Annotated in this window: 17 protein-coding genes; 11 read left to right on the top strand and 6 right to left on the bottom strand. The window is 73.8% G+C overall.

What is annotated here, in order from left to right:
• Positions 1 to 80 precede the first annotated feature (80 nt).
• From ACFRQN_RS06195 to ACFRQN_RS06170, 6 genes are all read left to right on the top strand, one after another.
• The gene (locus tag ACFRQN_RS06195) at positions 81 to 1,100 is read left to right on the top strand and encodes an LLM class flavin-dependent oxidoreductase (RefSeq protein ID WP_375873431.1); all 1,020 of its coding nucleotides are present in this window, start codon (positions 81 to 83) and stop codon (positions 1,098 to 1,100) included.
• Between the two features lie 269 nt (positions 1,101 to 1,369).
• A complete protein-coding gene (locus ACFRQN_RS06190) occupies positions 1,370 to 1,936 on the top strand; it encodes a TetR/AcrR family transcriptional regulator (RefSeq protein ID WP_117492659.1) in 567 nt (188 codons plus the stop codon).
• A 149-nt stretch (positions 1,937 to 2,085) separates the two neighbouring features.
• Entirely contained in the window at positions 2,086 to 2,679 is a 594-nt protein-coding gene (locus ACFRQN_RS06185) for a DUF4865 family protein (protein WP_380738609.1), read from the top strand.
• Between the two features lie 17 nt (positions 2,680 to 2,696).
• The gene (locus tag ACFRQN_RS06180; RefSeq protein WP_380738607.1) at positions 2,697 to 3,194 is read left to right on the top strand and encodes a carboxymuconolactone decarboxylase family protein; all 498 of its coding nucleotides are present in this window, start codon (positions 2,697 to 2,699) and stop codon (positions 3,192 to 3,194) included.
• Complete coding sequence (locus ACFRQN_RS06175; RefSeq protein ID WP_380738605.1) at positions 3,191 to 4,135, top strand: phosphotriesterase; 945 nt, start codon at positions 3,191 to 3,193, stop codon at positions 4,133 to 4,135. The genes ACFRQN_RS06180 and ACFRQN_RS06175 overlap by 4 nt, the downstream gene beginning before the upstream one ends.
• A 97-nt stretch (positions 4,136 to 4,232) precedes the next feature.
• Positions 4,233 to 4,724: a GNAT family N-acetyltransferase gene (locus ACFRQN_RS06170; protein ID WP_380738603.1), complete on the top strand. Its 492-nt coding sequence runs from the start codon at positions 4,233 to 4,235 to the stop codon at positions 4,722 to 4,724.
• A gap of 132 nt (positions 4,725 to 4,856) precedes the next feature.
• On the opposite strand, the gene ACFRQN_RS06165 is transcribed toward ACFRQN_RS06170, so the two are convergent.
• Positions 4,857 to 5,621 (bottom strand): SDR family NAD(P)-dependent oxidoreductase, encoded by a 765-nt coding sequence (locus ACFRQN_RS06165; protein WP_117492648.1) that lies wholly within the window; start codon positions 5,619 to 5,621, stop codon positions 4,857 to 4,859.
• A gap of 137 nt (positions 5,622 to 5,758) precedes the next feature.
• On the opposite strand from ACFRQN_RS06165, the gene ACFRQN_RS06160 reads away from it, so the two are divergent.
• Positions 5,759 to 6,379 (top strand): TetR family transcriptional regulator, encoded by a 621-nt coding sequence (locus ACFRQN_RS06160; RefSeq protein WP_380738600.1) that lies wholly within the window; start codon positions 5,759 to 5,761, stop codon positions 6,377 to 6,379.
• A gap of 261 nt (positions 6,380 to 6,640) precedes the next feature.
• Positions 6,641 to 7,783: an esterase family protein gene (locus tag ACFRQN_RS06155; RefSeq protein ID WP_049658183.1), complete on the top strand. Its 1,143-nt coding sequence runs from the start codon at positions 6,641 to 6,643 to the stop codon at positions 7,781 to 7,783.
• A 117-nt stretch (positions 7,784 to 7,900) separates the two neighbouring features.
• On the opposite strand, the gene ACFRQN_RS06150 is transcribed toward ACFRQN_RS06155, so the two are convergent.
• A complete protein-coding gene (locus ACFRQN_RS06150; protein ID WP_049658181.1) occupies positions 7,901 to 8,230 on the bottom strand; it encodes a MoaF N-terminal domain-containing protein in 330 nt (109 codons plus the stop codon).
• Between the two features lie 210 nt (positions 8,231 to 8,440).
• Here ACFRQN_RS06150 and ACFRQN_RS06145 point away from each other — a divergent pair, with 210 nt between their 5' ends.
• The gene (locus ACFRQN_RS06145; RefSeq protein WP_380738598.1) at positions 8,441 to 9,739 is read left to right on the top strand and encodes an esterase/lipase family protein; all 1,299 of its coding nucleotides are present in this window, start codon (positions 8,441 to 8,443) and stop codon (positions 9,737 to 9,739) included.
• A gap of 138 nt (positions 9,740 to 9,877) precedes the next feature.
• Here ACFRQN_RS06145 and ACFRQN_RS06140 read toward each other — a convergent pair whose 3' ends face one another.
• Together ACFRQN_RS06140 and ACFRQN_RS06135 are read right to left on the bottom strand one after the other, a co-directional pair.
• Positions 9,878 to 10,483 carry a hypothetical protein gene (locus ACFRQN_RS06140; RefSeq protein ID WP_380738596.1) on the bottom strand — a complete coding sequence of 202 codons (606 nt, stop codon included), beginning with the start codon at positions 10,481 to 10,483 and terminating at the stop codon, positions 9,878 to 9,880.
• 339 nt (positions 10,484 to 10,822) lie between these two features.
• Positions 10,823 to 11,620, bottom strand: a complete 798-nt coding sequence (locus ACFRQN_RS06135) for an IclR family transcriptional regulator (protein ID WP_380738594.1) — start codon at positions 11,618 to 11,620, stop codon at positions 10,823 to 10,825.
• A 202-nt stretch (positions 11,621 to 11,822) separates the two neighbouring features.
• Between ACFRQN_RS06135 and aceB the strand changes: the two genes are divergently transcribed.
• Positions 11,823 to 13,475 carry a malate synthase A gene (gene aceB / locus ACFRQN_RS06130; protein WP_380738592.1) on the top strand — a complete coding sequence of 551 codons (1,653 nt, stop codon included), beginning with the start codon at positions 11,823 to 11,825 and terminating at the stop codon, positions 13,473 to 13,475.
• Positions 13,476 to 13,608: 133 nt separating this feature from the next.
• The gene (locus ACFRQN_RS06125; protein WP_074004300.1) at positions 13,609 to 14,010 is read left to right on the top strand and encodes a gamma-glutamylcyclotransferase; all 402 of its coding nucleotides are present in this window, start codon (positions 13,609 to 13,611) and stop codon (positions 14,008 to 14,010) included.
• A 275-nt stretch (positions 14,011 to 14,285) separates the two neighbouring features.
• Here ACFRQN_RS06125 and ACFRQN_RS06120 read toward each other — a convergent pair whose 3' ends face one another.
• Both ACFRQN_RS06120 and ACFRQN_RS06115 read right to left on the bottom strand, forming a co-directional pair.
• Positions 14,286 to 15,671 (bottom strand): 8-oxoguanine deaminase, encoded by a 1,386-nt coding sequence (locus ACFRQN_RS06120; RefSeq protein ID WP_380738590.1) that lies wholly within the window; start codon positions 15,669 to 15,671, stop codon positions 14,286 to 14,288.
• 67 nt (positions 15,672 to 15,738) lie between these two features.
• Positions 15,739 to 17,280 carry a nucleobase:cation symporter-2 family protein gene (locus ACFRQN_RS06115; protein ID WP_380738588.1) on the bottom strand — a complete coding sequence of 514 codons (1,542 nt, stop codon included), beginning with the start codon at positions 17,278 to 17,280 and terminating at the stop codon, positions 15,739 to 15,741.
• Positions 17,281 to 17,444: the final 164 nt, after the last annotated feature.

The following is a 17,444-nucleotide window of genomic DNA, read 5'->3' as shown; positions in this document are numbered from 1 at the left end:
CCGAACCCCTTCCCGAGGGCTCGTCCTCGAGCCCCTCCGATTCCGTCCCGAGCCCCTCCCGAGCGTTCAAGGAGACCGCCGTGCGGTTCACCGTCTCGTCCCTCGTCGCCAACGCCCCCGATCCGGTCACCGGCGTCCGGCGCACCCCGGAGCAGAAGCTCCACAACGTCATCGACCAGGCGGTCCTCGCCGAGCGGCTCGGCTACGACGGCTACGGGGTGGGGGAGCGGCACGGCGAGCCGTTCCTCTCCCCGGCCCCGCCCCTGCTGCTCAGCGCGATCGCCGCCCGCACCTCCACCATCCGGCTGTTCACCACGGTGACGGTGCTCAGCATCCTCGACCCGGTCCGGGTCGCCGAGGACTACGCGATGCTCGACCAACTCTCCGGCGGCCGACTTGAGTTGATCGTCGGCAAGGGCAACGACCCGCGCCACTTCGGGCTGTTCGGCCTTCCCGAGGAGCGCCAGTGGGAGGCGCTCGCCGAGAACTACGCTCTGCTGCGCAGGCTCTGGCGGGAGGAGAAGGTGACCTGGGAGGGCTCGACCCGCCCGCCGCTCCGGGACGCCACCGTCTGGCCGCGCCCGCTCCAGGACCCGATCCCGGTGTGGCACGGCAGCGCGACCAGCACGCGGTCCACCGACCTCGCGGCCCGCCACGGCGACCCGCTCTTCTCCGCCAACTCCTTCCACCCGCTGGAGAAGTACCGGGCGCTGGTCGACCACTACCGCGAGCGCTGGGAGTACTACGGGCACGACCCGGAGCGGGCCAGGGTGGGCGCGAGCTTCGGCGGACTGTACGTCGCCAAGCGCTCGCAGGACGCGGTCGAGGGCTTCCGCCCGTACTGGAATGCCCTGTTCGACTCGGCCGCCGGCCGGCACAACAACTCGCCGTTCACGTCGCTGGAGGACGCGCTGGAACGCGGTTCGGCCCTGGTCGGCAGTCCGCAGCAGGTGATCGAGAAGATCCACCGCTACCACGAGGCCTTCGGCAACGAGGTGGTCGGCATCGGGGTGGACGCGCTCACCGAGGGGGCGCAGCGCGAGCAACTGGAGCTGTTCGCGAGCGAGGTGGCCCCGGAGGTCCGCCGCGCGCTGCCGTAGTCGCCCGCGTCCGGCGCCCGCCCGCGCAGTGCGCCGTGCACCCCCTACGCGGCGTGACGCCGGCCACCGTCCGTGACGTGACGCGCGCCACCAGGCGCGCCGGAATGCCGCTCGGCGGTGCGGGGGATGACGAACGGTCGAGGGGCCGTGGCCGCCGGGGGGCGGCGCACGGCCCTCAACCGTTCCGCGAGGAGGATCCGGGCGCCCCGGGGCGCCCGGGCGGAGCCAGCCCTAGTCTTCTGTACCTACTGGTATGTACAGTGAGTCGCATGAGCACCCAGGACCGTCTTATCGAGAGCACCCAGGCCCTCCTCTGGGAGCGCGGCTACGTCGGCACCAGCCCCAAGGCCATCCAGCAGCGCTCCGGGGTCGGCCAGGGCAGCATGTACCACCACTTCACCGGCAAGCCCGACCTCGCGGCCGCCGCCCTGCGCCGCAGCGCCGAGCAGATGCGGGGCGTCGCCGAGGCCGACCTCGCCGCCCCCGGCACCGCCTACGACCGGATCGCCGCCTACCTGCACCGCGACCGCGACGTCCTGCGCGGCTGCCGGATCGGCCGGATGGCCCAGGACCCCGACGTGGTCGCCGACCCGCAGCTGCGCGCGCCCGTCGAGGAGACCTTCGACTGGCTGCGCGGCCGGATCGCCGAGCTGGTCGCCCAGGGCCAGGCGGACGGCGAGTTCGCCCCCGGCCTGGACCCGGCCGACACGGCCGCCGCTGTGGTCGCCGTCGTCCAGGGCGGCTACGTCCTGGCCCGCGCCGCCGACAGCGCCGAGCCGTTCGACCGGGCCGTCCGCGGCGCCCTCGGCCTGCTCGCGGCACACCGCACGGCCTGACCCGCACGGCCTGACCCGCACGACCCCGGGCGCGCCGCCGCACCCGTACGGCCGAACCCTCGCGGCCGACCCGTACGACCAGAGCCGACGCGCCTGCCGAGAACGAGGACGCCCGCCGTCAGACCGGCCAGAACCCGAGGAGCCCCGCCGTGCACGCCATGCAGTACGAGATCACCCTCCCCGCCGACTACGACATGGGCGTCATCCGCAAGCGCGTCGCCGACAAGGGCCACCTGCTCGACGCGCACCCGGGCCTCGGCCTCAAGGCCTACCTGGTCCGTGAGCGCGGTCGGCAGGGCTCGCCCGTCAACCAGTACGCGCCGTTCTACCTCTGGCGCACCGCCGAGGGCATGAACGGCTTCCTCTGGGGCCCGGGCTTCCGCGGCCTGAGCGCCGACTTCGGCCGCCCCGCCGTCCGGCACTGGCTCGGCGCGGGCCTGGCCCACGGCGCGTCGTCAGTGGCGGGGGAGAGGACCGAGCAGCCCAGCACCGCCACCCGGGCGACCGTACGGCTGCCGGAAGGCGCCGACCCGGCCGAGGCCGTCGAGCGGGCGCTCGCGGACCTGCCCGCGCACCCGGACCTGCACACCGCCGCCGTGGCCGTCGACCCGAGCCGCTGGGAGCTGCTCAGCTTCGCGCTCTGGCACGGCCCGGCCCCCGAGGACGCGCCCGGCGTCCGGTACCAGGTGCTGCACCTGTCCCGCCCCGAACTGGACCGGCTGCCCGCCGGCCGCCACTGGTGAAAGGACCCACCGCCCCGATGTCCCCCGCGACCGCCCCCGCCGGCCCCGACCTCACCCCGGCCCCGCTCGACCGCGCGGCCGGCCACGCCCTGCTCGCCGACCTGGCCGGTCCGGGCGCCGCCGCCACCCTCGGCGGCCTGGACGCCCTCGCCCCCGGCTTCCCCGACTGGATCGTCACCAGCCTCTTCGGCGGCACCTACCAGCGCCCCGGCCTCGCCCTGCGCGACCGCCAGATCGCCAACCTGGCAGCCCTCACCGCCCTCGGCGGCGTCGAGCCGCAGCTCGCCGACCACGTCCGCTACAGCCGGCGGATCGGCCTGACGGAGGCGGAGATCACCGAGGTCATGGTCCACCTCGCCCCGTACGTCGGCCTCCCCAAGGCGCTGGCCGGCCTGCGGGTCGCCACCGCGACCTTCGCCGAGAGCACCGAGAGCACCGAGAGCACCGAGAGCGCCGAGGCCACCAAGGCCGCCGAGAGCGCCGCCGGGACCGTCACCGAGGAGGCCGGGGCATGAGCCGCACCGTCCGCACCGTCCTCGGCGACCTGGACCCCGCCGTCCTCGGCGTCACCGACGCCCACGACCACCTCTTCATCCGCAGCCCGCTGCTCCCCGGCCAGGAGCTGGACGACCCGGCCGCCGCCGAGGACGTGCTGCGCGCCTTCGCCGCCGCCGGCGGCCGCACCCTCGTCCAGTGGACCCCGCTCGGCCTGGGCCGGGGCGCGGACTCGCTCGCCGCGCTCTCCCGTACGACCGGCGTGCGGATCGTCGCCGCCACCGGCGCGCACCAGGCGGTCCACTACGCGCCGGGCTCCTTCTCCGCCACCGGCGCCGGGGCGGAGGACCGCCCCGGCCCGTACGCCGACCTGGCGGAACGTTTCGTCGCCGAGCTCACCACCGGTCTGCCCGGCGCGCCCGAGGGGGTCCGGGCCGGGCTGATCAAGGTCGCGGCCGACGCGGGGCCCGACAGTCGCCACACCCGGTGGACGATGGCCGCCGCCGCCGAGGCCCACCACGCCACCGGCGCCCCGATCGCCGTCCACCTCGAAGCCGACGGCGCCCCGCCCGGGGTCGTGCACCGGCTGTGCCACCGGCACGGCGTCCGGCCCGACCGGGTCATCCTCGGCCACCTCACCCGGCTCCCCGACCGTGCGCTGCACCGCGACCTGGCCGCCGAGGGCGTGTACCTCGCGCTGGACAGCCCCTCCCGGGCCGGCCACGCCGGCGACCACCAGGCCTTCGAGGTCATCGCCGACCTGGTCGAGGCGGGCCACGCCGCCCAGCTGCTGCTCGGCGCCGACACCACGACCCGGAACGCCCGCGCGGCCGGCGGCCCGGTCCGGCTGCTCACCGAGCTCGCCCCGCGCCTCGCCCGCAGCCATGGCCCCGAACTGCCCGAGCTGCTCCTCACCGCCAACCCGGCCGCCGCCTTCGCCGCCGACTGGCGCACGCCGTAGGGCACCCGCCGGGCCCCACCGGCCCCGGGCCGCCGGGGCCGCGCAGGTACGGGAAACGGACTGACGGCCGCCGGTCGGGCCCTCTACGGTGCCGGACATGGTGACGCTGACGCTCCGAACCCTCACGACCGCCGACTGGCCGCTCTGGCGGGACCTCCGCCTCGCCGCCCTGACCGACGCACCGGAGGCCTTCAAGGCCGGCCTCGCCGACTGGCACCGGGGCGGTGAGGAGCGCTGGCGAGACCGGCTCGGCATCCCGGGCGCCCACCACGTCGCGGCCCTGCTGGACGAGGACCCGGTCGGGCTCGTCGGCGGCCTGCCCGGATCACCGGACGGGGTACGGGAGTTGCGCTCGCTCTGGGTCGCCCCGCGGGCGCGCGGCCGGGGCGTCGCCGACCGGCTCGTCGAGGAGGTCGAGCGCTGGGCCCGCACCACCGGCGGGACCACGCTGCGCCTCGCCGTGCTCCCCGGTAACGAAGCGGCGCTCGCCCTCTACCGCCGGCACGGCTTCGCCCCGCTCGCGGAGCCGGGCGACCTGCTCGCCGACGGGGTCACCCGGGAACTCTTGCTCGGGAAGCCCCTGCGGTGACCTGACCGACCGCCGCCGCACCCGGCTCCGGCTCCGACAGCGATAGCGACAGCGACGCGAAGGCGGGGCCTGCGCCGTACGGGGGACGGCACAGGCCCCGCCTTCGACCGGACCGAGGGGGCGATCAGCCGGTCACATGTGGGTGCCGCCGTCGATGCGCAGCTCGGTACCGGTGACGAAGGCGCCGTCGTCGGAGGCGAGCATGGCGATCACGCCGGCCACCGTCTCCGGGCCGGCGAAGCCCTGGCCGAGGGCGGGGGAGAGCTTGGCCAGCAGGCTGAAGTCGGCGTCGGCGGGCAGGCCCGGGTTGTGGGTCATGCCGCTGTCGATGCTGCCCGGCGCGACGCAGACCGCGCGCAGGCCCTGCTTCGAGTACTCCGAGGCGATGGCGTGGGTGAAGGACTGGATGCCGCCCTTGGTCGCGGCGTACGCGGCCATGTACGGGTGGGCGAAGCTCGCGGAGGTGGAGCTGAAGTTGACCACCACGCCCCGGCCGCCCGCGAGCAGCGCGGGGAGCGCCTCGCGGGTCATCAGGAAGGTGCCGGTCAGGTTCACCGCGAGGAGCTTGTTCCAGAACTCCAGGCTGGTCTCGTGGGTGTGCGAGGAGCGGAGGATGCCGGCCGCGTTGACCAGCACGTCCAGGCCGCCCAGGCCGGCGGTCGCCTCGGCGACGCCCGCGACGACGGCCGCCTCGTCCGAGATGTCCAGAACCTGAATGGTCAGGCGGTCCGCGGTGCCCTCGGCGGTGGCGCGGTCCAGGGTCTTCTTCAGGCCGTCCTCGTTGACGTCGACGGCGACGACCTTCCCGCCCTCGGCGAGGATCCGGTGCACGGTGGCCTGGCCGATGCCCGAGCCGCCGCCGGTGATCAGGACGTTCCGTCCGCTGAAGCGCTCCATGGTGGTACTCCGTTCGTTCGTGGTCTCTCGACCTCGGGAACCACGGTACGCCTGAGTGGCACGTTGTGCCAAAAAGGCTGGACGTGCCAGATCGTCGTGACGTGCCACCTTGGCATGCGTCCGCGTAGGCTGGCCCTGTGACCGGACGCCCGACCCTGACCCAGCGCCGCCGTGAGGCCACCCGACTGGAGATCGCCCGTACCGCCGCCGCGCTCTTCGCCGAGCGGGGAGCCGAGGCGGTCACCGCCGAGGAGATCGCCCTCGCCGCGGGCATCTCGCTGCGCACCTTCTACCGGTACTTCTCCGTCAAGGAGGACGCCGTCGCCCCGCTGCTCGCGTCGGGCGGGCAGGAGTGGGTGGAACTGTTCGCGGCGAGCCCGGCCGACCTGCCGCTGCGCGAGGCGCTGGAGCGCGCGGCGGTCGCGTCGCTGACCCCGGCCGACGAGGCGCGGGCGGAGATGATGCGGTGGGCCCGCGGCCTGCTGCGCGACCCGAAGCTGAACGCCACCTGGCAGCGGGTCCACGCCGACTCGGAGGCGCGGCTGCGGGTCGCCCTCACCGAGCGCTGCCCGGACGGCACCGATCCGCTGGAGATCCGGCTGGCCGCCGCCGCCGCGACCGCGGCGATCCGGGTGGCCCTGGAGCAGTGGGCCTCCTCCGAGGCGCCCCTCGCCGGTCCGGGCTCCCCGCAGGACCTCGGCGCGCGCTGCATGCGCGAGCTCACGGCGGGGCTGCGGCTCTGGGAGCGGGTGGGCTGAGCCCGGGCGCAGCCCACCCCGCCCGCTCCGGCTGGCGGAGGACAGCCGACCGCTGACAGATGTCAGATGACAACTTTCGAAATCTGTTATCTGAACGTTGTCATCTGTCAGCCCGGCTCCCCGTCACCTCCCAGCCGCGGTCAGCTTCCTCCCAGCTGGCGTTAGGGTTGGTCCTTGCGCCCCGGCGGGGGAACCGGGGTGACCTCCTCGGATGTCCCCAGCGGAGGGGACTGGAGTTCGAGGCGTGGGAGCAAGCGGGACATGGGTCTGACGAGCCACAAGGTGCTGGCGCTGACCGCACTGATCGCGGTCGTGATGATGGTCGGCACGGTCTGGCTGTGGCCCAGACTCGCGAAGAAGACCTGGCAGTCGGTGCTCGGCCGGATCGGCGCACTGCTCGCCACCCAGCTCGCGGTGCTCGCCGCACTCGGCCTGGTCGCGAACAACTACTTCGCCTTCTACAGCAGTTGGGACGACCTGCTGGGCACCGGCGACACCGGCCCGGTGGTCATCCACAACAAGGCGGACGCCTCCGGCCGGCTGATGGTGGAGACGATGGGCCAGGCCGCGGTCAAGGGCGGCGGCGCGATGGGCCGCGAGCCCGCCCAGTCCGGCGAGATCCGCAAGGTCCGGATAGACGGCGCGGCCAGCCGGCTGTCCACCGAGGGCTACGTCTACCTGCCCCCGCAGTACTTCCAGCCGGAGTACGCCCAGAAGCAGTTCCCGGCCGTGATCGTCAGCACCGGATTCCCAGGAATCGCCGAGAACCTGATCACCCGCTTCAACTACCCGGGCGCCGCGCTCAAGCTGCTGCAGGAGGGACGGATGCAGCCGACCGTCATGGTCCTGGTGCGCCCCTCGCCCGCGCTGCCCCAGGACACCGAGTGCGAGGACGTCCCGAACGGCCCGCAGTCCGACACCTACTTCACCAAGGACGTGCCCTCGGCGATCCAGGCCAGCTACCGGGTCTCCACCGACCCGCAGGCCTGGGCCTTCATGGGCAACTCGACCGGCGGCTACTGCGCGCTCAAGCTGGCCATGCGCCACCCGGACGTCTTCCCGACCGCCGTCGCCCTCTCCGCCTACTACGACGCCGCCGACGACCCGACCACGGGCGACCTCTTCGGCGGCAGCAAGCAGCGCCGCGACGAAGCCAACCTGCTGTGGCGGCTGAAGAACCTGCCGCAGCCGAAGGTGTCCGTGCTGCTGGCCGGCACCAAGAAGGGCGACGGCGACTACCGGCAGCAGACCGAGGCCTTCGTCGACGGGGTGCAGAGCCCGATGAAGGTCTCGTACAGCATGCTGGAGAACGGCGGCCACAACTTCGAGACCTGGAGCGCCCTGCTGCCCTCCTCGCTGGAGTGGCTGTCCCAGCACCTCAAGGTGCCGAACCAGTCCGCATGAGCCTGACCGGCCGGGCCTGACCGACCGAGCCTGAACGACCGAGCCTGAACGACCGAACCCCCGGAGCCATGGCGCCGGGGGTTCGGTCATTCAGGAGCCGCGCGGCGGTTCCGCCGCTCAGGCCACCCGCTCCAGCGTCCCGGTGTGCAGCTGGCCGACCCGGCCGCCCTCGCCCTCGAAGGTCCAGAAGGCCCGCACGGTCAGCCTGCCGAGGTCCATCACGTGGCTGACGGTGATCCCGCTCTGCTCGGTCCAGCTGACGAAGTAGATCGAGGGCGCGACCTCGGCGACGTGCAGGCGCACGTCCTCCCACTGGCCCGCGGACTCGCCGAGGCCCTCCCAGCGCAGCCGCGTGCCGTCGGCCGAGTAGGTGTTGCGGAAGGCCGCGCCGTTGTCGACCCGGAAGAGGTAGGTGCGGCCGGCGAAGGCGGGCAGGGGCGCGGTCATGGTGGGGCGGGTCCTCGTCTCTGTCAGGTCGTGGCGAGCACCCGGTCGGGCTCGCCGCTCTTGTGCACGGCGGATGATGTCAGGCTTCCAATTTATCCGACCGGGCGCACTCGGTCAGGCAAAGGCCACGGTACGGTCCGCCACCACGCGGCGGCCCGGGTGTGCGACCGGCACATGGGCAGGGCCGCGCGCCGGCCCTAGCGTCCGGCCATGAGACGTACCCCCACACGCCCCGGCCCCGCGAGACGCGTCCCCACCGCCCTCGCCGCCGTGCTCCTGACCCTCGCCGCCGCCCTGCTCGGCACCCCCACCGCCGCGCAGGCGGGTACGGCCCGGGCCGCGGCCGCCGTCCCCCTCACCCTGGAAGCGACCTTCCCCGCCCCCGGCAACGGCTGGGCCAAGGTCGAGCGCTACCTCGACTCCACCCCCGGCTTCGGCGCCGAGCAGTTCCCCGCCGACGGGCGCGGCGACCAGGACGGCGCCCGCCGGACGTACTTCGGCACCGGTCGGCCCTCCTCCGCCCGGTTCCTGCTCTACTCCGCCGCGGGCTGGGACACCGGCGCCCAGGCCACCCCCGTCCTGCTGGTCCACGGCGCCAACGACAACGCCGACCGGGCCTGGGCGAACCCTGGGGAGAGCGGCGCCTGCGGTGCCGCGAACTGCCCGTCCACCGGGCTCGCCCAGTACCTGGCCGGCACCGGCCACCGGGTCTTCGCGATCGGCTTCGCCCACAAGCACGGCGACAACCTGCTCCAGGCGCAGGCGGTCGGCGACGCGGTCGCGCTGATCCGGGCCCGGCTCGGGGTCCCCCAGGTCGACGTGGTGGCCTGGAGCAAGGGCGAGGTCGCCGCCCGGGCGTACATGTCCTCGGTGAAGCCCTCCTGGGGGAGGGCGTACGCGGGCGACGTGCGCCGGCTGGTCACGCTGGGCGGGCCGCACGGCGGGCTCGACTACGTGTACGCGCACGGCTGGGACTTCGACCTGGTGACCTGGCCCGCCTGCGGCGGCACCGCCAACGCGCCGTCCCCGCACCTCTCCATGACCTGCTACGGCACGTACACCGCGCAGCCCTGCCTCGGGGTGCTGCCGAGCGGCGGCTACGACTGCTACCCGGGCCAGCGCCAGCTGCTCGCCCGCTGGGACGGCGCCTACGGGGTGGACAGCAGTGCGCAGGACTGGTGGACCACCTACTACGGCGGCCAGGGCTTCTACACCTCCGGCCAGGGCATCCAGGCGGCGATCGACGCGGGCTCGCTGATCGCCCCGCTCCGGCAGGCCGGCATCCCGGCCGCGGTGCGCACCTACCTGCTGGCGGGCGGGTCCGCCGACATCCCGGGCGTGCTCAACGAGGGCCGCGGGCCGAGCGACGGGCTGGTCTTCACCGCGAGCGCGCTGGACACCACCGGCATCGCGACGGTCGGCGGCACCCGGCTGCTCGGCGGCCTGAACCACCTGGAGCTCGCCTGGGCGCCGGACGCGGCGAGCCAGGTCAACGCCTGGCTGAGCTGAGCCTCAAGCCGGTCAACTCGACTGCCGTACGGGGCCGTTGGTCGGCACCTCGGCGGGGGCGGCGCCCCGCCCGCCGCCGGCAGGACGGTCCCGTCGGCAGGGCCGACCCCGCCGACGGGACCGCGCGGCCCACACGGCTCAGGAACCGGCGGCCGTCCCGGCCACCGTGATGTCGAACGGCTGCCGGTTGTTGCCCTCGTACCGGTCGTCCGCGCTGCGCACCGCGACCGAGCCGCCGCTCAGCCTGCCCTCCGGCAGGTCCGGGGCGAGCCGGACCGGGATGAGGGCGGTCGCGCTGCGCCCCTCCCGCAGCCCGGGCGCGAACACGCACCGCACGACGCGGCCGCGGCTCACCACCTGGCAGGTGGACGGGAAGAACGGGCCCTCCGGGCTGACGCCCTCCGGCAGGGTGATCGCGACCGTGAACGGGGAGGCGGTGGTCTCCGGGCCCCCGTTGCCGACGAAGGCGTGGATGGTGGTGGTGCCGCCGGGCGCGGCCGCGTCCGGGTCGATCCGGACCACCTCCAGATCGGAGTCGGACGGTCGCGCGGCGGCCTCGGCCGTCCCGGACCCGGCCCCGGACCCGGCTCCGGGCTTGGCCGGGGCCGGCAGGGTCGAGGCAGTGGGCGTCGCCGGTGCGGGCAGGGTGGACGGCGAGGGCGCACCGGCCGCGACGACCTCCACGGCGGGCCGGGGCTCGGGCCGCCGCAGCGCCCAGACCGGGTCGGTGGCCAGTACCGTCACCGCGCACCCCGCCGCCACGGCCGCGACCAGCCCGGCCCCGCCGAACCCCCGACCCCTCGCGGCGCGCCGTACGGCACCGGCCCGTACGCCATCGCTCCGGACCTCACCTCCCCGGACCCTGCCGCCCCGCGCGCCCTCCCATGCGTCCCGGTACTGCTGCTCCATCCCCGCTCACCCTGCCCTCGCGTCCCGGCCGCCCGCGCCGTTGCGGGCCGCGTCGGCACCAGGGTGGCGGAGCCACTGCCGGAGCCGGGCGGCAACCCGCCCGTCGTCCGCCCGAACGGATGACGCGGCACGCCGTGCCAACCGGGTCGGCGGGCAAGGGAGGTTGACGTTCCGTCAGGGAGCGAGGACCTGCCCCAGCCGGCTCGCGATCTGGTGCATCACCGGCACCAGCGAGGCGGCTCCGGCCTGCTCCTCCAGGGCCCGGATGCGGGCCTCCGGGCCGGAGACCGAGAGCGCGGTGGGCGTCGGCGCGCCCGGGACGGCGAGCGCGATGCAGCGGACGCCGATCTCCTGCTCCTGGTCGTCGACCACGTAGCCGCGCTCGCGCGCCTCGGCGAGCTGGCGCATCAGCTCCTGCGGGTCGGTGACCGTGTACTCGGTGTGCGCGGGCAGCGGGTTGGGGCCGAGCACGGCGCGGGCCTCGTCCTCCGGCAGCTGGGCGAGCAGCGCCTTGCCGACGCCGGTGCAGTGCGGCTGCACCCGTCGGCCGACCTCGGTGAACATCCGCATCGAGCGGCGCGACTGCACCTGGCCGACGTACACCACCTCGCCGCCCTCCAGCACCGCCAGGTTGGCGGTCTCGCCGGTGGCCTCCATGAGCTCGGCCAGGTACGGGCGGGCCCAGCTGCCGAGCAGCCGGCCGGCCGTCTCGCCGAGCCGAATCAGCCGGGGGCCGAGGGTGTAGCGGCGCGCGGTGTCCTGGCGGACATAGCCCTGCTGCACGAGGGTACGAACCAACCGGTGGATGGTCGGCATCGGGAGGCCGGACGTGGTGGAGAGCTCGCTGAGGGTGGCCACGCCGCCGGAGTCGGCCAGCGCCTCCAGGAGTTGGAAGGCGCGTTCGACGGACTGCACGCCGCCGCCCGCGCGGTCGGCGCCTGTCGTCGATGCTGGGTCGGGGGTCGCAACCACCGGCGTTTCCTTCACTGTCGGGGAGGAGTAGAGTCCCGGCGATCTCTTCAACAAACCGTTGAAATTCTGTATCGCGGAAACTAGTCTCCACCTTACAGAATCGAACTCGCCGACAGGCGGGTACCGATCGAGGAAGTTCCCTGAGGAAGTTCCCACCGGAGCTCCCTCCGCCAGGCTCAACCGTCTTAGGAGTGTCCTGCTCATGGCTGCAGATCAGGGGCCCGTCGGCGCCTCGCCCGCCGCTCCGGTCGTCACTGTCGCCGGTCCTCGCGTCCCCCGGGCGGAGGAGGTGCTCACTCCGGAGGCGCTCGCCTTCGTCGCCGGGCTCCATCGGGCCTTCGAGGGGCGCCGACAGGAGCTGCTGGCCGGGCGGAAGGCCCGCCGCGCCGAGATCGCCGCCACCGGCACGCTGGACTTCCGCCCCGACACCGCCGACATCCGGGCCGGGGACTGGAAGGTCGCCGAGGCGCCCCGCGCCCTCCGGGACCGCCGGGTCGAGATCACCGGGCCGACCGACCGCAAGATGGTCGTCAACGCGCTCAACTCCGGGGCGCGGATCTGGCTCGCGGACTTCGAGGACGCCTCCGCCCCGACCTGGGAGAACGTGGTCGGCGGCCAGGTCAACCTGACCGACGCCTTCGAGGGCCGGATCGACTTCACCGGCGCGGCCGGCAAGGCGTACACCCTCAAGCCCGCCGCCGAACTCGCCACCGTCGTGGTCCGCCCCCGCGGCTGGCACCTGGACGAGAACCACCTGCTGGTCGACGGCACCCCGGTGGCCGGCGCGTTCGTCGACTTCGGCCTCTACTTCTTCCACAACGCCGCCCGGCTGCTGGCCAAGGGCGCCGAGGACCCCAACTCCGGCCCGTACTTCTACCTGCCGAAGACCGAGAGCCACCTCGAGGCCCGGCTGTGGAACGACGTGTTCACCCACGCCCAGGCCGAACTCGGCATCCCGCACGGCACGATCCGGGCGACCGTGCTGATCGAGACCATCACCGCCGCGTTCGAGATGGACGAGATCCTCTACGAGCTGCGCGACCACGCGGCCGGCCTCAACGCCGGGCGCTGGGACTACCTGTTCTCGATCGTCAAGAACTTCCGCGACGCGGGCGAGCACTACATCCTGCCGGACCGCAACACCGTCACCATGGCCTCGCCGTTCATGGCCGCCTACACCCGGCTGCTGGTGCGGACCTGCCACCGGCGCGGCGCCCACGCGATCGGCGGCATGGCCGCGTTCATCCCGAGCCGCCGCGACCCGGAGGTCAACGCGGCCGCGCTGGAGAAGGTCAAGGCGGACAAGGACCGCGAGGCCGGGAACGGCTTCGACGGCTCCTGGGTCGCCCACCCCGACCTGGTGCCGGTCGCCCGGGCCTCCTTCGACGCGGTGCTCGGCGAGCGGCCCCACCAGAAGGACAACCCCGGCCCGGCCGAGCCGGTGACCGCCGCCCAGCTCCTCGACATCGCCGGAGCCGGCGGCACCTGCACCCGCGCGGGGCTGCACAACGCCGTCCAGGTCGGCATCCGCTACATCGAGGCCTGGCTGCGCGGGCTCGGGGCCGTCGGCATCTTCAACATGATGGAGGACGCCGCCACCGCCGAGATCTCCCGCTCGCAGATCTGGCAGTGGATCCACAACGGGGTCGTGCTGTCCGACACCGGCGAGAAGGCCACCGCCGAGCTGGTCCGCTCCCTGGTCGCCGCGGAGCTGGCCGAACTCCTCGCCGAGCTGGGCGAGGAGGCCTACGGCGCCGGCCGCTGGCCGGAGGCCGCCCGGCTCTTCGAACAGGTCGCCCTGGCCGAGGAGTTCGTGGACTTCCTGACCCTCCCCGCGCTCCCGCTGCTGGGCTGATCCCGACCTGCCCGCCGGAGCCTGCCCGGCTGCGGTGCGCCGGCGGTCCACCACTCCGTTCCGTACGGCGACGAATCCCACCCGTCCTCTCGTCGCCGTACGGAACGGTCTTGTCCACGTAAGGAGTTCACCCATGGCGCGCATGTTCTTCAACGGCCAGGCAATGGTCGGCGGTCCCTTCCACGCGAAGGTCGCCGACTCGCTGATCGGGCCGGCCAGGACCGCCCCCGGTTACCGCTTCTTCTCCATCGACCACAGCGGCGGCACGGACGTCTGCCCGGGACTGCTGGCCGACCCGGAGGCGGACACCGCCATCGAGGGCGAGCTGTACGACATCCCCCTGGAGCGGCTGCGGGACGTCATCCTGCCGGGGGAGCCGCGGGAGCTGGAACTGGGCGTCATCGAGCTGGAGGACGGCTCCGCGTGCCTGTCCATGCTGCTCTCCCGGGGCGAGCTGGAGCGCGGCGTCCATCGGGAGATCACCCACCACGGCGGCTGGCGTGCCTACCTGGCGTCGATCGGGCGTACGGCCTGACGGTTGCCGCCGGGTGCGCCGGCAGCCCCGGACCCTCGCCGTGGGTCCGGGGCTGCGGTCCGCGCACCGATGACGGCGAACAGACGACAGAGAACAGCTGACAGATAACAGATAACAGGTGACGAAAGTTGTCAGCTGTCATCCGTCCGCCGTTGTCGTCCGTCCGTCGCCCCGAGGTGCGCGGAGCCCGGGGGCGCACCGTCCCTGGGCGCCCCCGGAGTACGGGGTGGGCGTCGGACCGGCCCCAGGCCGAACCGGCCCAGACCGGACCGGCCCTAGACCGGACGCGCCGCCAGCTCGCGGGCGGCGCGGGCGCAGTCGCGGGCGATCCGGTCCTCGTTGACGGTGGTCAGCTGCCCCTTCTCGACCACCGCGTTGCCGTTGACGAACAGCACCGACAGCGGCGGCAGCGCGCCGAAGGTGAGCGCGGCGACCGGGTCGGCGATGGACGAGTGCATGACCCCGTCGATCTTCCACAGCGCCAGGTCGGCGAGCTTGCCGACCTCGATCGAGCCGATCTCGTCCTGCCGGCCGAGCACCCGGGCGCCGCCCATGGTGCCCAGGCGCAGCGCCTGCCGCCCGGTCAGCGCGGCGGGGGAGCCGTGCAGCCGGTTGATCAGCAGGGCGTTGCGCAACTCCGTACCCAGCTCGCCGGACTCGTTGGAGGCGGTGCCGTCCACCCCGAGCCCGACCGGGACGCCGGCCCGGAGCATGTCGGGCACCCGCGCGATCCCGGCCGCCAGGCGGGCGTTGGAGGACGGGCAGTGGGCGACGCCGGTGCCGGTCTCGGCGAACTTGGCGATGTCGGAGTCGTTCATGTGCACGCAGTGCGCCATCCAGACGTCCTCGCCGAGCCAGCCCACCGACTCGAAGTAGTCGGTCGGCCCCATGCCGAACAGCTCCTTGCAGAACGCCTCCTCCTCGGCCGTCTCCGAGCCGTGGGTGTGCAGCCGGACGCCCTTGCGGCGGGCGAGTTCGGCGGACTGCCGGAGCAGGTCGGTGGAGACGGAGAAGGGGGAGCAGGGTGCGAGGGCGATGTGCAGCATCGAGCCGAAGGAGGGGTCGTGGTAGCGGTCCACGGCGGTCTCGGAGGCGGCCAGGATGTCGTCCAGCTCCTCGACCGCGTGGTCCGGCGGCAGCCCGCCGTCCTTCTTCGAGCGGTCCATCGAGCCGCGCAGCGCGGTGAAGCGCAGGCCGAGCTCCTGGACGGCCTCGATGGAGGCGCCGAGGATGTCGCCGCCGTCCTTCGGGAAGACGTAGTGGTGGTCCGAGGCGGTGGTGCAGCCGGACTTGAGCAGCGCGGCGGCGGAGCCCTGGCTCGCGGCGTGCACGAGCCGCTCGTCGATCCGCGCCCAGGTCGGGTAGAGGGCGACCAGCCAGTCGAACAGGATGTCGTCCTGGGCCAGGCCGCGGGTGATCCACTGGTAGAAGTGGTGGTGGGTGTTGACCAGGCCGGGGGTGGCCAGGTGGCCCTCGCCGTTGATCCGGCGCACCACGTTGTCCAGCCACGCGGGGGCGGGGCCGTCGCCCACCGCCTCGATGGTGTTGCCGAGGAGGACCACGTGGCCGCGGGCGTACTCGGTGTCGTTCGCGTCCACGGTGGCGATCGCGACGTTCTCGATCACGGTCCGCTGGTCGGTGGGCGGGGGCTGGACTGCCATGGCGTGACTCCTAGGGGGGAGGGCCGGGAGGGGTGCGCACCGTGGTGCGCGCCCCTCCCGGGGCCGGTCAGGACGGCGTCGCCGTCGGAACCGTGGGACCTGTCGGCATCGACGGCACCGCGGGAGCCGTCGGAGCCGCCGGTACCGTCGCGTCGGAGCCCTGGCCGGGCCTGGAGCGACGGGCGGCCCCGACGTGGTGGAAGAGCAGGTTGAGCAGGACGGCCACCACGCAGCCGGCCGATATCCCCGAGTGCAGCAGGGTCCGGGCGGCCTCCGGGAAGGAGTCGTAGAACGTCGGCGCGGCGATCGGGACGATGCCGACCCCGAGCGAGACGGACACCAGGATGGTGTTCGAGCCGGACTCCATGCCGGCCTCCGCGAGGGTGCGGATGCCGCTGGCCGCGACCGTGCCGAAGAGCACGATCCCGGCGCCGCCGAGGACGGGCTGCGGCACCAGGGAGACGACCGAGCCCAGCACGGGGAACAGCCCCAGCAGGACCAGGATGCCTCCGCCGGCCGCGACCACGAAGCGGCTGCGGATCTTCGTCAGCGCCACCAGCCCGATGTTCTGGGCGAAGGCGCTGGCGGCGAAGCCGTTGAAGACGGGGCTGAGCGCGGTGGCCAGGCCGTCGGCCCGCAGGCCGGCGGCGAGGGTGGGTTCGTCCGCCTCGCGGTCGACGATCCTGCCGAGGGCGAGCATGTCGGCGGTGGACTCGGTCATCGCGACCACCATGACGATGCACATCGAGACGATCGCGGCGGCGTCGAACACGGGCGCGCCGAAGTGGAACGGGGAGGGGAGCGAGAAGACCTTCGCGTCCTTGACCGCGCCGAAGTCGGCGAGGCCCAGCGGGAAGGCGATCAGGGTGCCGAACGCCAGGCCGATGAGCAGGGACAGCTGCTGCCAGAACCCGCGCAGCAGCCGGTTGCAGAGCACCACCGCGACGAGGGTGATCGCGGCGAGGCCGACGGCCCGCATGGAGCCGTACCCGGGGGCGCCCGGCGAACCGCCGCGCGCCCAGTTGACCGCCACCGGGAGCAGGGACACCCCGATGAGGGTGATCACGGTGCCCTGGACGACCGGGGGGAAGAACCGGATGAGCTTGCAGAAGTACGGTGCCGCGAGGAAGCACAGGAGCCCCGCGACGATCACCGCTCCGAAGATCACCGGGAGGGCCTCCTTCGGTCCTCCCGTCTTCTCGATGGAGCCCTTGGCGATGGCGATCATGGGCGCGACCCCCGCGAAGGAGACGCCGTTCACGAACGGCAGCCGCGCGCCGATCTTCCAGATGCCGAGGGTCTGGAGGAGGGTGGCCAGTCCGGCGGTGAACAGGCTGGCCGAGATGAGCAGGGCGAGTTCGGCGGGGGAGAGCCCGACGCCGGCGCCGACGATGAGCGGGGGTGCGACGACCCCCGCGTACATCGCGGCGACGTGCTGGAGTCCGGTGGAGAACAGCTTCACCGGGGGCAGCAACTCGTCCACGGGATGGGTTCCGGGCCGGGGCGGCTTGCCGGTGCGGTTCGCCGGCGTGCCGTCCGTGCCGTCCGGGTCCTGCGTTCTCTCCGGGGTGGAACCGCCGTCTGTACTGGTGGTGTTGCTGGGTGCCATGTCGAGCCCCTCTTGTGCCCGTGGCTCCCGGCGCGCCCGTGGCGCTGGAGTGCGGCTGGTGCTGGTGCTGGTACGACCGGGGGCGGGACGGCGGTGCAAGGATCCCTCGGCCGGGCTCTCCAGTGCCCCGGGCCGGCCGCCGCGAGGCAGACACGAACTCCGGT

This window comes from Kitasatospora sp. NPDC056800 (assembly GCF_042789775.1).
Lineage (GTDB): Bacteria > Actinomycetota > Actinomycetes > Streptomycetales > Streptomycetaceae > Kitasatospora.
This window is presented reverse-complemented; position numbering and strand designations above follow the sequence as displayed.

Excerpts from the sequence above, each read along its gene's own strand:
- aceB (WP_380738592.1), top strand. The coding sequence starts at position 11,823 with ATGGCTGCAGATCAGGGGCCCGTCGGCGCCTCGCCCGCCGCTCCGGTC.
- ACFRQN_RS06155 (WP_049658183.1), top strand. The coding sequence starts at position 6,641 with ATGGGTCTGACGAGCCACAAGGTGCTGGCGCTGACCGCACTGATCGCG.
- ACFRQN_RS06170 (WP_380738603.1), top strand. The coding sequence starts at position 4,233 with ATGGTGACGCTGACGCTCCGAACCCTCACGACCGCCGACTGGCCGCTC.
- ACFRQN_RS06190 (WP_117492659.1), top strand. The coding sequence starts at position 1,370 with ATGAGCACCCAGGACCGTCTTATCGAGAGCACCCAGGCCCTCCTCTGG.
- ACFRQN_RS06180 (WP_380738607.1), top strand. The coding sequence starts at position 2,697 with ATGTCCCCCGCGACCGCCCCCGCCGGCCCCGACCTCACCCCGGCCCCG.
- ACFRQN_RS06165 (WP_117492648.1), bottom strand. The coding sequence starts at position 5,621 with ATGGAGCGCTTCAGCGGACGGAACGTCCTGATCACCGGCGGCGGCTCG.
- ACFRQN_RS06145 (WP_380738598.1), top strand. The coding sequence starts at position 8,441 with ATGAGACGTACCCCCACACGCCCCGGCCCCGCGAGACGCGTCCCCACC.
- ACFRQN_RS06175 (WP_380738605.1), top strand. The coding sequence starts at position 3,191 with ATGAGCCGCACCGTCCGCACCGTCCTCGGCGACCTGGACCCCGCCGTC.
- ACFRQN_RS06125 (WP_074004300.1), top strand. The coding sequence starts at position 13,609 with ATGGCGCGCATGTTCTTCAACGGCCAGGCAATGGTCGGCGGTCCCTTC.
- ACFRQN_RS06115 (WP_380738588.1), bottom strand. The coding sequence starts at position 17,280 with ATGGCACCCAGCAACACCACCAGTACAGACGGCGGTTCCACCCCGGAG.
- ACFRQN_RS06120 (WP_380738590.1), bottom strand. The coding sequence starts at position 15,671 with ATGGCAGTCCAGCCCCCGCCCACCGACCAGCGGACCGTGATCGAGAAC.
- ACFRQN_RS06150 (WP_049658181.1), bottom strand. The coding sequence starts at position 8,230 with ATGACCGCGCCCCTGCCCGCCTTCGCCGGCCGCACCTACCTCTTCCGG.